Consider the following 13,480-nt stretch of genomic DNA (forward strand, 5'->3'; position numbering starts at 1 on the left):
ACCACCGCACCATCCTTGGAGTCCGCTGTGCCCACCACGACCACCTTCTCCGGTGTCATCCCTCCCGTCGTCACCCCGCTCACGGCCGACGGCGAGCTCGACCGCGCGTCGTTCGAGCGCCTCATCACGAGCCAGCTCGACGCGGGCGTGCACGGCCTGTTCGTGCTCGGTTCGTCGGGAGAGGTCGCGTACCTCGACGACGCGCGCCGCTCCCAGGTCATGGAGGCCGCGGTCGAGATCACCGCAGGCCGCGTGCCCGTCATGGCGGGCGTGATCGACCTGACGACGCGCCGCGTCGCGGACCAGGTCCGCCGGGCGCAGGACGCGGGGGTCGACGCGGTCGTCGCGACGGCTCCCCTGTACATCCGCACGAACGACGACGAGATCGAGCGTCACTTCCGGGGCGTCGCCGCGGCGAGCGACCTGCCGCTGTTCGCGTACGACGTCCCGGTGTGCGTGCACTCGAAGCTCGACCTGGGCATGCTGGTCCGCCTGGGCTCGGAGGGCGTCATCGCGGGCGTCAAGGACTCGAGCGGTGACGACGTCGGCTTCCGGCGCCTGGTCGCGGCGAACCGTGCCGCGGGCAGCCCGCTGCGCCTGTTCACGGGTCACGAGGTCGTCGTCGACGGCATGCTGCTGCTCGGCGCCGACGGTGTGGTCCCCGGCCTCGGCAACGTCGACCCGGCGGGCTACGTGCGTCTGTGGGACGCGGCGCAGGCCGGCGACTGGGTCCGGGCCCGCGACGAGCAGGACCGTCTCGCGTCGCTGTTCGAGATCGTTTTCCAGCCCCGCGGCTACAGCGGCGGCGCGAGCGGCCTGGGCGCGTTCAAGACGTCGCTGCAGCTCCTCGGCGTGATCGGGTCCAACGTCATGACGACCCCGGCTCCCGCCCTGGAGGGCGAGGTCGTCGACCAGATCAAGGTGATCCTCGCGGAGGCCGGGCTGCTGTGAGCGTCCCGACCAGCCACCGCACCGCCGTCGGGATCGACCTGGGCGGTACCAAGATCGCCGCGGGTCTCGTCCGCGACGACGGCACGGTCCTCGCCCGGGCCGGGGTCCCCACCCCGGCCCGGGAGGGGGCGGCCGCGATCCTCGACGCGGTCGCACGTCTGGTCACGCTCCTCCTGCCCGACGGCGCCGACGCGCCCGGGTCGTCCGGCGCACCGGACGTGCTGGTCGGGGTGGGCATCGGTTCGGCCGGGGTCATCGACTCGGGCCGCGGCCGCGTCGTGGCGGCGACCGACGCCCTGACGGGCTGGGCCGGGGCCGACCTCGCGGGCGGGATCGGTGCTCGCCTCGCGGCGGCGGGCGGCCCCGCGGCGGGCCTGCCCGTGCACACCGACAACGACGTGCACGCGCACGCGCTGGGCGAGCACTGGTTGGGGGCGTGCGCGGGGACGCGGACCGCGCTCGTCGTCGCGGCCGGCACCGGGGTCGGGGCCACGCTCCTGCTCGACGGCACGCCGCAGCACGGTGCGCGCCACGTGGCCGGGCACCTGGGCCACCTGCCCGCGGCCGAGGCGGCCGGGCTGCTGTGCACGTGCTCGCGCTCGGGGCATCTCGAGGCGATCGCGTCGGGACCTGCGCTGCACGCCCTGTACCTGCGCCTCGGCGGCGACGCCACGGTCGCCACGGCCCGGGTCGTGTGCCAGCTCACCGACGTCGACCCGGTCGCGCACCAGGCCGTGGTCCTCGCGGCCACGGCCCTGGGCCGGACCGTGGGCGGTGTCGCGAACATGCTCGACCCGGAGGTCGTCGTGATCAGCGGCGGCCTCGCAGGAGCCGGGAGCCTGTGGTGGGACACGATGTCCGCCGCGGTCGCGTCCGAGCTCATGCCCGCGCTCGACGGCCTGCCCGTCGTGACCGCGACCCTCGGCGGCGACGCCGCCGTCCTGGGGGCGGCCCGGCTCGCGTTCGTCGCGCACGAGGCGCGCGAGACACCCGCCGCACCGCTCGCCTCCCTCGCAGCACCGTGACAACCGTCCCCTCTCGCCTCCCGGAGGATCCCGTGACCGACCGTCCGTCGACCGCCCCCGCACCCACCGCGGGGCCGGTGACCACCGACCCGCTCGTCGCGCTGCGCGGCGGCCTCGTCGTCTCGTGCCAGGCCTATCCCGGCGAGGCCATGCGGGACCCGCGGACCATGACCCAGGTCGCGCTCGCCGCGGTCCGCGGCGGCGCGGTGGGCATCCGCGTCCAGGGCGTCGCGGACGTCGAGCACGTCACGCACGCGTTCGCCGAGCTCGGGATCACGGTGCCCGTCACGGGGCTCTGGAAGGACGGCACCGACGGCGTCTTCATCACCCCGACGCTGCGTCACGCGGTCGCCGTCGCCCGCGCCGGGGCCACGATCGTCGCGATCGACGGGACCCGGCGCCCGCGCCCCGACGGCCTGAGCCTCGCGGACACCGTCGCAGGCCTGCGCGAGCACACGTCCGCGCTCGTCATGGCCGACTGCGGGAGCCTCGACGACGCGCTCGCGGCCCGCGACGCGGGGGTCGACGTCGTGGGGACGACGCTGTCCGGGTACACGGGCGAGCGTCCCCGCACCGACGGGCCGGACCTCGAGCTGCTCGCCCAGCTCGTCGACCGCCTCGACGTGCCCGTGATCGCCGAGGGCCGCGTCCACTCCCCCGCCCAGGCGCGCGCCGCGCTCGACGCGGGCGCGTGGGCGGTGGTCGTGGGGACCGCGATCACCCACCCCACGAGCATCACCGGCTGGTTCGTCGACGCCCTCACGGCCTGACGCCGCCCCGCCCCGCTCTCCGCGCCGGGCTCGCACCGCCCGACCCCGACCGACTGACCCGACACAGCCCCACCCCCGGGACGCCCGCACCGCCGCGGACGCCCCGGCCCCGCACCGCCGGACCACGACGGTCCCGCACCCGCCCGCCCGACGTCCGCTCCGCCGTCGGGCACCTCGCACCAGGAGCACCACAGACCGGACCCCCGCACCCGACTCGGTGCCGAGGCGGAGGTCCGCGCCGTGCCCGCCCCGCGCCCGGGACGGGCACGGCCACCGCAGGACCGCACCGTGCAGCACGACAGCAAGAGCTCTGACCCGACGATGCCAGGAGTATCTGATGCCACTGCACCCATCCACCCCGCCGAGCGCAGCGCTGCCAGCGCCGCCCGCGCGCGCACGAAACCGCAGGTCACGACCGGCGCTCGCCGCCGGACTGTCCCTGCTCCTCGTCGCCCCGGCCGCGAGCGCCCAGGCGTTCGACCCGTTCCCGCCCGCCGCGACCGACGGGCCCGGGACGTTCTCCGAGCAGACCCTCGCGGTCGGCGGCACGGGCGGCTACGCGAACTACCGCATCCCCGCGCTGACCACGACGAACGACGGCACGATCCTCGCCTCGTACGACGGGCGTCCGTTCAACGCGGGCGACGCCCCGCAGCCCAACTCGATCCTGCAGCGCGTGAGCCGTGACGGCGGCGCGACGTGGGAGCCCACGACGGTCGTGGCCGCGGGCCACGGGACGAACTCGTCCCCCGACAAGTACGGGTTCTCCGACCCGTCCTACGTCGTGGACCGCGAGACGGGCACGATCTTCAACTTCCACGTGAAGTCGTTCGACCAGGGCTTCGGCGGGTCGGCCACGGGCGTCGACCCGACCAACCGGCAGATCCTGCACGCCGCCGTCAGCGTCTCCGAGGACGGGGGCGAGACCTGGGAGGGCCGCGTCATCACCGAGGGCGCCAAGGACCCGTCGTGGGCCGGCATCTTCGCGGCGTCGGGAGAGGGCATCCAGCTGCGCTACGGCGAGCACGCCGGACGCCTCGTCCAGCAGTTCACCGCCCGCACGGGCGGGACCTACAAGGCCTACAGCGTCTACTCCGACGACCACGGCGCCACCTGGACGCACGGCGAGGCGTTCGGCACGGGCATGGACGAGAACAAGTCCGTCGAGCTCTCCGACGGACGCGTCATGATGAACTCGCGCGACTCGGCGGGCAGCAAGTACCGCAAGGTCGCGTTCTCGCAGGACGGCGGGCACACCTACGGCCCCGTGACCCTGGACCGCCAGCTCCCCGACCCGACCAACAACGGCTCGATCTCGCGCCTTCACCCCGACGCCCCCGAGGGCTCGGCCGAGGCGAAGATGGTGCTGTTCAGCAACTCCAACAGCACCACGGGCCGCGAGAACGTGACCGTGCGCCTCTCGTGCGACGACGGCGCGACCTGGCCCGGCTTCCGGGTCGTCAACCCCGGCTCCGGCGCCTACTCGACGCTCTCGCCGCTCGGCGACGGACGCTTCGGGCTCCTGTACGAGACGCAGGGCATGAACGCGATCTCGTTCGCCAGCTTCGACCAGGAATGGTTGAACGCGACGTGCGCGTCGACCGTCGTGCCGGACACGACCGTCGCGACGGGCGGCACCGTGCAGGTACCGGTCAAGGTCACGAACCAGAACCAGGCGCCCCTCGCGGCCTCGCGCCTGACGATCGACGCCCCCGTGGGCTGGAGCGCGACCACGGTCGACGTGCCGGCGCTCGCGGTCGGCCAGACCGCCACGGTCCAGGTCGCGCTCACGGCGTCCGCGACCGCTGCGGCGACCACGGCCGCCAACCCCGTCCGGGTCCAGAGCGTCCTCACCGCTGCCGACGGCACCCAGGCTCGCGCGTACGGCTACGTGACCGTCACGGGCGGCCCCGCCGGCCCCGTGACCTCGCTCGCGGTGTTCGGGAAGTACACGACCGACCGGGACGTCGCGGCCCAGCCGTACACGCTCGGCGAGCGCGTGCCCTACTCGTTCCGCGTCTACAACACCGGGACCACGGCCTACCGCTCGACCGCGACGGGCAAAACACCGGGACCACGGCCTACCGCTCGACCGCGACGGGCAACCTGACGAACCTGTCCCCGGGGTGCAACTGGAGCAGCCTGCCCGCGGGTGGCACCTACCTGTGCGCGCTCGCGTACCGCGTGGTGACGGCGGGCGACCTCGCGGACGGCTTCTTCGTCCCCGAGACCCGCTGGTTCATGAACGCCGACCAGGCCTCGTCGGTCGCTCTCACGGGCGAGCCCGTCGACCTGGTCGACCGCCGCCCCTCGCTCGCCGTCACGGCCGGCGAGGCCACGGTCGAGGACACGGACGCGAACGGCTCGGTGAACGCGGGCGACGTCGTGGTCAACCAGGTCACGGTGCGCAACACCGGCAACGTGCGGCTCACGGGGGTCGGGGCCACGGGCCTGTGCACGCTGCCCGAGCTCGCGGTGGGAGCCGAGGCCGCGTGCGGCACCGTGCGGCGCACCCTCACCGCGGCGGACGTCGCGGCGGGCTCGCTCGCGGGCCGGACCGTCACGGTGGCAGCGTCCAACGGCGACCTCGCCGTGACCGGGCAGGTCGACGTCGCACCCTTCGAGCTGCCCGCGCAGCCCGTCGTCCCCGTCGAGGTGACCGCGAGCGCGCAGTGCGTCGCCGGCAAGGTCCAGCTCACGGGCCGTGCGGTCAACGCCGGGGACGAGGCGCTCGACGTCACGATCCGTTCGACCGCCGGCACCAAGGCGTTCGCGGGGCTGGCACCCGGGCGCAGCGCGTCGCAGCGGTTCGCGACCCGTTCCGCCTCCGTCGCGGCCGGGCAGGTCTCGTTCGACGTGACCGCCGGTGGCGCGACGTCGACCCTCGCCGCGCCCTACGACGCGACGTCGTGCTGAGCCGCGGCTGACGCACCACAGACCTCGGCCCTCGTCCCCGTGCCGGCGGGGACGGGGGCCGAGCCTCTTCGCCCCCCCGCGGCGTCAGGCGTCCGCGGGCTGCTTCCCCTCGAACGCGGCCCGCAGCGCGGGCATCTCGAGCTTGATCATCTGCATCATGGCGCCCATCATGCGCGCCACGGCCTCCTGGTCGTCGGACTGCGCAAGCTCCTCGAACTCGACGGGCACGACCTGCCACGACAGCCCGTAGCGGTCCTTGAGCCAGCCGCACTGCGACTCGGTGCCGCCGCCCGAGAGCAGGGCGTCCCAGTAGTGGTCGACCTCGGCCTCGTCCTCGCAGCGCACGATGAACGAGACGGCCTCGCTGAACGGGAACAGGTGGTCGGGGCCACCGTTGATGAGGTTGAAGGGCTGCCCCTGCAACGTGAAGTCGATGGTGACGAGGGTGCCGTCGGGCATCTTCAGCGAGTCGCCGACGGTGCTGTCGGGGAACACCGACGTGTAGAAGGCCACGGCCTCCTCGAGGCCGCCGTTGAACCACAGGCTCGGGACGATCGGTCGCATCGTTCTCCTCCTCCCGCGCGGCGCGCGGTGCGTCGCGCTCTTCTGGTCCGACCGGCCGGGGCCGGCGAACTCATCGGTCGGCGCGCCCGGTCGGGCTCACCGGCCGTGGGGCGCGTCAGGCAGCCGTCCGCAGGAACGTCCCCAGCGCCTCGACCACGAGCAGGTGGTCGTCGCGCTGCGCCAGGCCCGACACGGTCACGACGCCGATCACCCCGACTCCCTCGACCCGCAGCGGGAACGCCCCGCCGTGGGCCGCGTACTCCTGGAGCGACAGCTCGTGCTGCGCGGTGAACGTCGTCCCCTTGGCCTTGGCCCGCAGGCCCATGAGGTAGGACGACGCACCGAACCTCTCGACCACGCGCACCTTGCGCTGGACCCACGTGTCGTTGTCGGGCGTGGTCCCCTCGGTCGCGGCGTGGAAGACCTGCTGCGGTCCGCGGCGCACGTCGATCGTGATCGGCAGCGACCGCTCGGCCGCGAGCTCGACGAGCAGGCAGCCGAGCCGCCACGCGTCGTCGTGCGTGAAGCGGGTGAGCACGAGCTCACGTTCGTGCTGCTCGGCCTCCGCGATGAAGCGGGCCGTGCGTGCGTGGTCGTGGTTCTCGGGCTGGTCGTGGGTCATGGCGTCAGCCTGGCACGCCGCGGCACGTCACGCCGAGGCCTTCTTGCGCGTCGTCTTCTTCGCGGGTTCCTTCGTCGAGGCGGCCTTGCCGTCCGAGGCGCGCGACGCCGTCGTGCCCTTGGTCTTCTTCGTGGCTGCGGCGCTCTTCTTGCTGCCCGACGACGCCGCCTCCTTCGCGGTCTTCTCGCCCTTCGCGTCACCCGACTTCTTGCCGCGCGAGCTCTCGACGCTGCGGCGCAGGGCCTCCATGAGGTCGATGACCTCGGCCCCGTCGCCGCCCTTCTCCTCCTGCTCGCCGAACGTCTCGGCGGTGTCCAGGGCCTCGCCCTTCTCGATCTTGGCCTCGATGAGCTGGCGGAGCTGGGCCTGGTAGTCGTCCTGGTACTCCTCGGGCGTGAAGTCGGCCGCGAAGGACTCGACGAGCTGGGACGACATCGCGAGCTCCTTGGCGCTGACCTTCGCGGGCTCGTCGAGCGTCGGGAACGCGGCCTCGCGCACCTCGTCGGCCCACAGCAGCGTCTGCAGGACCAGCACGTCGTCGCGCACGCGCAGCGCCGCGAGCCGCGTGCGCTGACGCAGCGCGAACTTCACGATCGCGGTCCGGTCGGCCTCCTCGAGCGTGCGACGCAGCAGCACGTACGCCTTGTTCGAGGACGAGTCCGGCTCGAGGTAGTAGCTGCGGTCCAGGAGCATGGGGTCGATCTGGTCGTTCGGCACGAACTCGACGACCTCGACCTCGCGGCTGCGCTCGGCGGGCAGCGCCCCCAGGTCCTCGGCCGTGAGCACGACCGTGCGCTCGCCGTCGTCGTACGCCTTGTCGATGTGCTCGTACGCCACGACCTCGCCGCAGACCTCGCACCGTCGTTGGTAGCGGATCCGACCGCCGTCCTTGTCGTGCACCTGGTGCAGCGGCACGTCGTGGTCCTCGGTCGCCGAGTACACCTTGATCGGCACGTTGACGAGACCGAACGTGATGGCACCCTTCCAGATGGCCCTCATGCCTCCATGGTGCTCCCGGGCGCGAGGGCTGGCGAGTCGTCAGACCATCTGGAGCCGGTGGTGCGGGCCGACGGGGAGCATCATGGCGCGACTGCCCGCGGCGCGGACCGCGCGCTGTGGGTGCCGCCCGGCATCATGGGCGCATGGTCGGCACCAGGTACGAGTTCGAGGCGGAGCTGTGGCGATGGACCGCGCGCAGCGACACGTGGGTCTTCGCCGCCCTGCCGACCGACGTGAGCGACGAGATCGCGGACTCCCCGCTCCCCCCGGCCGGGTTCGGCTCGGTCAAGGTCGAGGTCACGCTCGGAGAGTCCCGCTGGTCCACGTCGGTCTTCCCCGACGCCGAGCGCAAGACGTTCGTCCTGCCCGTCAAGGCCGCGGTACGTCGCCGTGAAGGGGTCGACGTCGGGGACACCGTGCGGATCGCGGTCGAGACGCTGATCTAGCCTGCCGGCTCGGCGTCGGTCGCACCCGGCCTGCCGCGCAGGTAGGAGTCGAGCAGCTCCCACGACGGCGTGAACGGACCTGCCATCTTCTCCGTCCCCGGGCGGAGGACCGCGGTGTCGCGCGAGTGCTGGAGGACCTCCTCGTGCAGACGCTCCATCTTGGCATCGAGCTCGGAGGCCGCGAGCGAGGCCTCCTTGAGCTCGTCGAGGAGGCGCTGCGGCACGGCCTTGTCGTACTTGTAGTAGATCTTGTGCTCGAGGCTGGCCCAGAAGTCCATGGCGATGGTCCGGATCTGGATCTCGACGACCACGGGCTGCACCCGGTCGGACAGGAACACGGGCACCTCGACGATCAGGTGCAGGCTCTTGTACCCGTTGCCCTTGGGGTGCGCGATGTAGTCGCGCTCCTCGAGGACGACGACGTCGCGCTGGGCCGCGATCATGTCGCGCACCGTGTAGATGTCGGACACGAAGCTGCACGTGACGCGCACGCCCGCGATGTCGAAGATCTCCGCGCGCAGCGCCTCGATCGTCAGGTCCACGCCCTTGCGACGGGCCTTGGCGAGCAACGACTCCGGCGACTTGAGGCGCGAGGACACGTGCTCGATCGGGTTGTACTCGTGGGCGTAGGCGAACTCGTCGCGCAGGATGGTGATCTTCGTCATCACCTCGTCCATGCCGAACCGGTACGTCATCATCAGCCGCGTGAAGTGCTCCCGCAGGGCCCTCAGCTCTGCCCCGACCTGGGGTTCACCGCTCATGGATTCCTCGCTGATCGTGCCGACGTCGATCCTCCACCGTCGCACACCGTCAGGTCCCGGGGCGCCGGCGTCCGCCCTCGCCCACCGCTCGTCTCACGTCGTGGCCCCGAGCGCCCGTCGCGACGGGCCGTTGGGCCCCGAAGCCCGGGACCAACGTCCTGACCTGGTCGAACACTGTTGACGCTGTGTCAATAGTGGATCTAGCGTCCAGTTATCAGCTCAGAAAGGGGCTCCGATGACCGACGCGACGACGCCGAGGAGGCGACGTTCAGCACCCGAGGTTCGTGCCGAGGAGATCGTGCACGCCGCCCGCGAGCTGTTCGCCGAGCAGGGCATCGCCCGGACCTCGACCAAGGAGGTCGCCGAACGCGCGGGCATCGCCCGGGGGCTCGTCTACTACTACTTCCCCGACAAGGACGCCCTCGTCGACGCCGTGCTCGAGGGCTATGTCGCAGAGTTCGTCGAGGCCGTGCGCGCGTGGGACGCGGCGCGCGAGCCCGGGAACGTCGACAAGGCCCTCGTCGACTGCATCGCGATGTTCCGCACGCACCTGCGGGCGGTCGCCCCGCTGCGCGACGACATGCAACGCACCGAGAGCGCCGGGCTGTACAACCGTTTCCTCGACCGGGCCGTGCGGGCCGTGGTCGAGTGCATCGGCGCCACGACCGTGGAGGCCTACGCGGCCAGGCACCACATCGGCATCGAGCACGTGCCCGAGACCTTCTACGTCCTCGTCTACGGGCTCGTCGGCCTCGCCCGGAACACCCCGGAGGTCGACGACGCCGTGCTCGTGACGATCGTGCGCCAGGTTCTGCACCTCGAGGAGGCGCGTTCCGACACCGAGTGACGCGACGGCCCGGAACCCGACGGTGCGCCGGGACCGGGCTCGCTCACCTGGCGCACCGTCCTCCACCCCGGGCGGCCACGAGCCGTCCCGTCGTCCTGAGAAAGGGAGCGACGTGTTCCTCTTCGATTCCATCCCCTGGCAAGCGGCCGTCATGTGGTTCGTGGTGCTCGCTGCCCTCGTGGGCCTCAACGAGCTCGTCCGCTGGTCCAAGACCGCCGCGATCGGCATCTTCGTCGTCCTGCCGGTCCTGCTGACGATCTTCGTCTGGCCCCACACCGCGGGGGCAGGGTCCTCGACCGGCACCTGGTTCCACTGGGTCAAGGTGTACTCGGCCCTCGCCGGGTGCATCGGCTTCATGCTCATCCGCTACAACAAGCGCGTCGGGGCGATGAAGTACGCCCTGCTTTTCCCCCCGGCGATCCTCGCGCTCAACATCGCCGAGGCCGTGATCCGTGACTTCCAGGTCTACGGCATGGACGGCATGGTCGACGGCGTGTTCATGGTCGGCGGTTCGTGGAACATCATGAACGGCATCGCGGGCATCCTGAACCTGCTGACGATCTGCGGCTGGGCCGGCATCTACATCACGCGCGACCGGTTCCGCGACATGGTCTGGCCCGACATGATGTGGTTCTGGATCATCGCGTACGACCTGTGGAACTTCGCGTACGTCTACAACTGCGTGGGCGACCACGCGTTCTACGCGGGCGCCGCGCTGCTCATCAGCTGCACGATCCCGGCGTTCTTCCTGCGCAAGGGCGCCTGGCTCCAGCACCGTGCCCACACGCTCGCGTTCTGGATGATGTTCACGATGGCCGTGCCGACGTTCGTCTCGGACTCGTCGTTCGCCGTCGACTCCTCGCACGACCCCACGGCACTGTTCGTCGTGAGCCTGATCTCGCTGCTCGCCAACGTCGCGGTCGCCGTCTACCAGGTCAAGGTGATCGTGACCAAGCGCCGCAACCCGCTGCGCGACGAGCTCTTCACGGACCACAAGTCCTACCAGGAGCTCGCGAAGGACCGCCCGGCACCGGAGCTCGCGACCGCGGGCGCCACGACCGCCTGACGAGCCCGACCGCGACGAAGGGTCGCCCCGACACGGTGTCGGGGCGACCCTTCGTCGCGTGTGCGGGTCCGGCTACCGCTCGGGTCGCGCCCCGGCGCGCACGCTCTCTCCCCGCCCGACGGCGTCGCTCGCCCCGGCGGCGTCGGTCACCAGGAGCTGGCCCTCGGCCAGGGACTCCGCGGCGATCTCGTGCTCGACCGAGGTCGCGAGCGGCTTCTCGTGGACGAAGCACAGGGCGATCGCCGCGATGATCGCGAGCGGCACCATGTAGAGGAAGAGCGGCACGAGCGCCTCGTTGTAGGACTCGATCACGAGGGCGCGCACGCCGTCGGGCAGGGACTGCACCAGGTCCGGGGTGAGCGAGCCCGTCCCTCCCGCCGAGCCCGTGCCCTGCGGGAACTTCTCCGCGAGGAGCGTGGTCAGACGAGCGATGAAGACGCTGCCGACCACGGCCGAGCCCAGCGTGGCGCCGACCTGGCGGAAGTAGTTGTTGGCCGCGGTCGCGGTCCCGACCTCGCGCAGGGGGAACGAGTTCTGCACGATGAGCGTGAGAATCTGCATGCTGCTGCCCAGCCCGATCCCGATCACCCCGAGGAACACGCAGATCATCGGGGTCGGGGTGTCCGCCTCGACGGTCGAGAGCAGGGCCAGGCCCACGCCCAGGATCAGCGACCCGACGATCGGGAGGACCTTGTACTTCCCGGTGCGCGAGACCATCTGCCCCGTGACGACCGAGGTGACGAGCAGCGAACCCATCATGGGGATCATGAGCAGGCCCGCGACGGTCGCGCTGGCCCCGGTCGCCATCTGCAGGTAGGTCGGCATGTAGCCGATCGCGCCGAACATCGCGATGCCCGTCGCGAGGGCCGCGATGGTCGTGACCGTGAAGTTGCGGTCCGCGAACAGGTGCAGCGGGATGATCGGCTCGTCGGCGCGCCTCTCGACGAGCACGAACGCGACGGCCGCCACGACCGCGAGAGCGATCAGGCCGAGGATCGTCGCCGAGCCCCACGCGTACTGCGAGCCGCCCCACGTCCCGACCAGGACGAGCGCCGTGGTCGCGACGGCCATGAGGGCCATGCCGAGGTAGTCGTGGCGCACGCGCTCGGCGCTGCGAGCCTTCTTGGGCAGGTGCAGGAGGAAGATCGCGGCGAGCGCCGCGACGACGCCCAGCGGGATGTTGATCCAGAAGACCCAGCGCCAGCCGGGACCCTCGGTGAACCAGCCGCCGAGCAGCGGGCCCGCGACCGAGGAGACCGCGAAGACGGCACCCATGATGCCCATGTACTTGCCGCGCTCACGGGCGGGGATGACGTCGGCGATCGCGGCCTGAGACAGGATCATGAGCCCGCCGCCGCCGAGGCCCTGGACCGTGCGGCCCACGATGAGCAGGTTCATGTCGCCCGCGACGGCGCCGATGACCGAACCCGCCATGAACAGCAGGATCGCGGTCAGCAGCAAGGGCTTGCGCCCCAGGACGTCGGAGACCTTGCCGTAGATCGGCATGGTGATGGTCGAGGCCAGGATGAAGGCCGTGATGACCCAGCTCATGTGCTCGACCCCGTCGAGCTCGCCCACGATGGTGGGCAGCGCGCTCGACAGCACCGTCTGGTTGAGCGACGCGAGCAGCATCGTGACCATGAGGCCCAGGAAGAGCAGCACGATGCCCCGGTCCTTCGGGGTCGCTGCCGGGGCGTCCGGGGACGACGGTTGGGTGGGCGCGGCACCTCGGGTGGTCGTCGCGCCTCGGGTGGGTGCCGGCGTGCCGGCTCGGGGGGTGGTGGTCATAGCGTGGCCTCGAAGACCTCTCGGAAGATGGTGATCGCTTCGCCGATGTCGGCCTCGGCGTCGGCGTCGCTCAGGGCGGTGCCGGGGTTGCGCGAGTACGCGAAGCGCATGATGGTGCCGGCGAGCATGAGGAGCGCTCGCGCGGTGTCGGGGCTGTCGGGCAGGCCCAGCGACGCGAGCTCGCTGAACCCCGTCCCGTCCTCGGCCCGGTCGGACAGCAGGTCGTTGACGAGCCCCTCGACCTGGGAGACGTAGCCCATGGCGTGCTTGCGCAGCTCGGGGTGCTCCCGCACGAGCGCCTTGCGCTCGGCGAACGGCACGCCGGGGTGGAGCGTCGAGCGCAGGATCGAGAGCAGGAACCGCACGACCCGTTCGAACGCGGGCCCCTCGGTCTCGGCACGGAAGGCCGCGAGCGCCTCGTCGGAGACGGTCGGGGGCACGAGCCCCAGGATCGCCTCCTCCTTGGTCGTGAAGTAGTTGAAGAAGGTCCGCGGCGAGACTCCCGCCGCGGCGGCGATCTCCTCGACGGTCGCATGGTGGAGCCCCTTCTCGCGGACCAGTGCGGCGGCCGCCTGGTGGATCGTGAGCCAGGTCTCGGCGCGCTTGCGTTCGCGGAGGGACGTCGGTGCGGTCTGCATGACTGCACTGTATGCACGACTGCAAAGATTGCACAACTGCACGTTTAGCTCCTACGGCTCTCGCCGCCCCGCCGAGCGCAACCACCC

Annotated in this window: 14 protein-coding genes; 8 read left to right on the plus strand and 6 right to left on the minus strand. The window is 71.7% G+C overall.

Annotation, left to right across the window (positions count from 1 at the left end; genetic code table 11):
• Window positions 1-27: 27 nt before the first annotated feature.
• The 5 genes from JOD48_RS12950 (at window position 28) to JOD48_RS12970 (ending at window position 5,662) form a co-directional block, all read left to right on the plus strand.
• A complete protein-coding gene (locus JOD48_RS12950) occupies window positions 28-951 on the plus strand; it encodes a dihydrodipicolinate synthase family protein (RefSeq protein WP_191788946.1) in 924 nt (307 codons plus the stop codon).
• Window positions 948-1,976: an ROK family protein gene (locus JOD48_RS12955; RefSeq protein WP_204809468.1), complete on the plus strand. Its 1,029-nt coding sequence runs from the start codon at window positions 948-950 to the stop codon at window positions 1,974-1,976. Before JOD48_RS12950 ends, JOD48_RS12955 begins: the two co-directional genes overlap by 4 nt.
• 32 nt (window positions 1,977-2,008) lie before the next feature.
• On the plus strand, window positions 2,009-2,746 hold the full coding sequence (locus JOD48_RS12960; RefSeq protein ID WP_307824136.1) for an N-acetylmannosamine-6-phosphate 2-epimerase: 738 nt from the start codon (window positions 2,009-2,011) through the stop codon (window positions 2,744-2,746).
• Between the two features lie 337 nt (window positions 2,747-3,083).
• Entirely contained in the window at window positions 3,084-4,856 is a 1,773-nt protein-coding gene (locus JOD48_RS12965; RefSeq protein WP_204809470.1) for a sialidase family protein, read from the plus strand.
• Between the two features lie 77 nt (window positions 4,857-4,933).
• A complete protein-coding gene (locus tag JOD48_RS12970) occupies window positions 4,934-5,662 on the plus strand; it encodes a hypothetical protein (RefSeq protein WP_204809472.1) in 729 nt (242 codons plus the stop codon).
• Window positions 5,663-5,746: 84 nt separating this feature from the next.
• Here the strand turns inward: JOD48_RS12970 and JOD48_RS12975 are convergent, their stop codons facing one another.
• The 3 genes from JOD48_RS12975 to ku form a co-directional block, all read right to left on the minus strand.
• Window positions 5,747-6,226 (minus strand): VOC family protein, encoded by a 480-nt coding sequence (locus JOD48_RS12975; RefSeq protein ID WP_191788944.1) that lies wholly within the window; start codon window positions 6,224-6,226, stop codon window positions 5,747-5,749.
• Between the two features lie 115 nt (window positions 6,227-6,341).
• Window positions 6,342-6,848, minus strand: a complete 507-nt coding sequence (locus JOD48_RS12980; RefSeq protein ID WP_191788943.1) for a heme-degrading domain-containing protein — start codon at window positions 6,846-6,848, stop codon at window positions 6,342-6,344.
• 27 nt (window positions 6,849-6,875) lie between these two features.
• Complete coding sequence (gene ku, locus JOD48_RS12985) at window positions 6,876-7,847, minus strand: non-homologous end joining protein Ku (protein WP_191788942.1); 972 nt, start codon at window positions 7,845-7,847, stop codon at window positions 6,876-6,878.
• 143 nt (window positions 7,848-7,990) lie between these two features.
• Here ku and JOD48_RS12990 point away from each other — a divergent pair, with 143 nt between their 5' ends.
• The gene (locus JOD48_RS12990) at window positions 7,991-8,293 is read left to right on the plus strand and encodes a DUF1905 domain-containing protein (protein WP_191788941.1); all 303 of its coding nucleotides are present in this window, start codon (window positions 7,991-7,993) and stop codon (window positions 8,291-8,293) included.
• Here JOD48_RS12990 and JOD48_RS12995 read toward each other — a convergent pair.
• Complete coding sequence (locus tag JOD48_RS12995) at window positions 8,290-9,054, minus strand: GTP pyrophosphokinase (RefSeq protein ID WP_191788940.1); 765 nt, start codon at window positions 9,052-9,054, stop codon at window positions 8,290-8,292. The genes JOD48_RS12990 and JOD48_RS12995 overlap by 4 nt on opposite strands.
• Window positions 9,055-9,289: 235 nt before the next feature.
• Here JOD48_RS12995 and JOD48_RS13000 point away from each other — a divergent pair, with 235 nt between their 5' ends.
• A complete protein-coding gene (locus JOD48_RS13000; protein ID WP_204809474.1) occupies window positions 9,290-9,901 on the plus strand; it encodes a TetR/AcrR family transcriptional regulator in 612 nt (203 codons plus the stop codon).
• A gap of 112 nt (window positions 9,902-10,013) precedes the next feature.
• Window positions 10,014-10,967 (plus strand): DUF5692 family protein, encoded by a 954-nt coding sequence (locus JOD48_RS13005; RefSeq protein ID WP_204809476.1) that lies wholly within the window; start codon window positions 10,014-10,016, stop codon window positions 10,965-10,967.
• A gap of 72 nt (window positions 10,968-11,039) precedes the next feature.
• On the opposite strand, the gene JOD48_RS13010 is transcribed toward JOD48_RS13005, so the two are convergent.
• Window positions 11,040-12,755: an MDR family MFS transporter gene (locus JOD48_RS13010; protein WP_204809479.1), complete on the minus strand. Its 1,716-nt coding sequence runs from the start codon at window positions 12,753-12,755 to the stop codon at window positions 11,040-11,042.
• Complete coding sequence (locus tag JOD48_RS13015) at window positions 12,752-13,393, minus strand: TetR/AcrR family transcriptional regulator (protein WP_204809481.1); 642 nt, start codon at window positions 13,391-13,393, stop codon at window positions 12,752-12,754. Before JOD48_RS13015 ends, JOD48_RS13010 begins: the two co-directional genes overlap by 4 nt.
• Window positions 13,394-13,480: the final 87 nt, after the last annotated feature.

It is taken from the genome of Oerskovia paurometabola (genome assembly GCF_016907365.1).
Taxonomy (GTDB): domain Bacteria; phylum Actinomycetota; class Actinomycetes; order Actinomycetales; family Cellulomonadaceae; genus Oerskovia; species Oerskovia paurometabola.

Coding starts and splice junctions, on each gene's coding strand:
- JOD48_RS13000 (WP_204809474.1), top strand. CDS start 9,290: ATGACCGACGCGACGACGCCGAGGAGGCGACGTTCAGCACCCGAGGTT.
- JOD48_RS13010 (WP_204809479.1), bottom strand. CDS start 12,755: ATGACCACCACCCCCCGAGCCGGCACGCCGGCACCCACCCGAGGCGCG.
- JOD48_RS12965 (WP_204809470.1), top strand. CDS start 3,084: ATGCCACTGCACCCATCCACCCCGCCGAGCGCAGCGCTGCCAGCGCCG.
- JOD48_RS12975 (WP_191788944.1), bottom strand. CDS start 6,226: ATGCGACCGATCGTCCCGAGCCTGTGGTTCAACGGCGGCCTCGAGGAG.
- JOD48_RS12980 (WP_191788943.1), bottom strand. CDS start 6,848: ATGACCCACGACCAGCCCGAGAACCACGACCACGCACGCACGGCCCGC.
- JOD48_RS13015 (WP_204809481.1), bottom strand. CDS start 13,393: ATGCAGACCGCACCGACGTCCCTCCGCGAACGCAAGCGCGCCGAGACC.
- JOD48_RS12995 (WP_191788940.1), bottom strand. CDS start 9,054: ATGAGCGGTGAACCCCAGGTCGGGGCAGAGCTGAGGGCCCTGCGGGAG.
- JOD48_RS12990 (WP_191788941.1), top strand. CDS start 7,991: ATGGTCGGCACCAGGTACGAGTTCGAGGCGGAGCTGTGGCGATGGACC.
- ku (WP_191788942.1), bottom strand. CDS start 7,847: ATGAGGGCCATCTGGAAGGGTGCCATCACGTTCGGTCTCGTCAACGTG.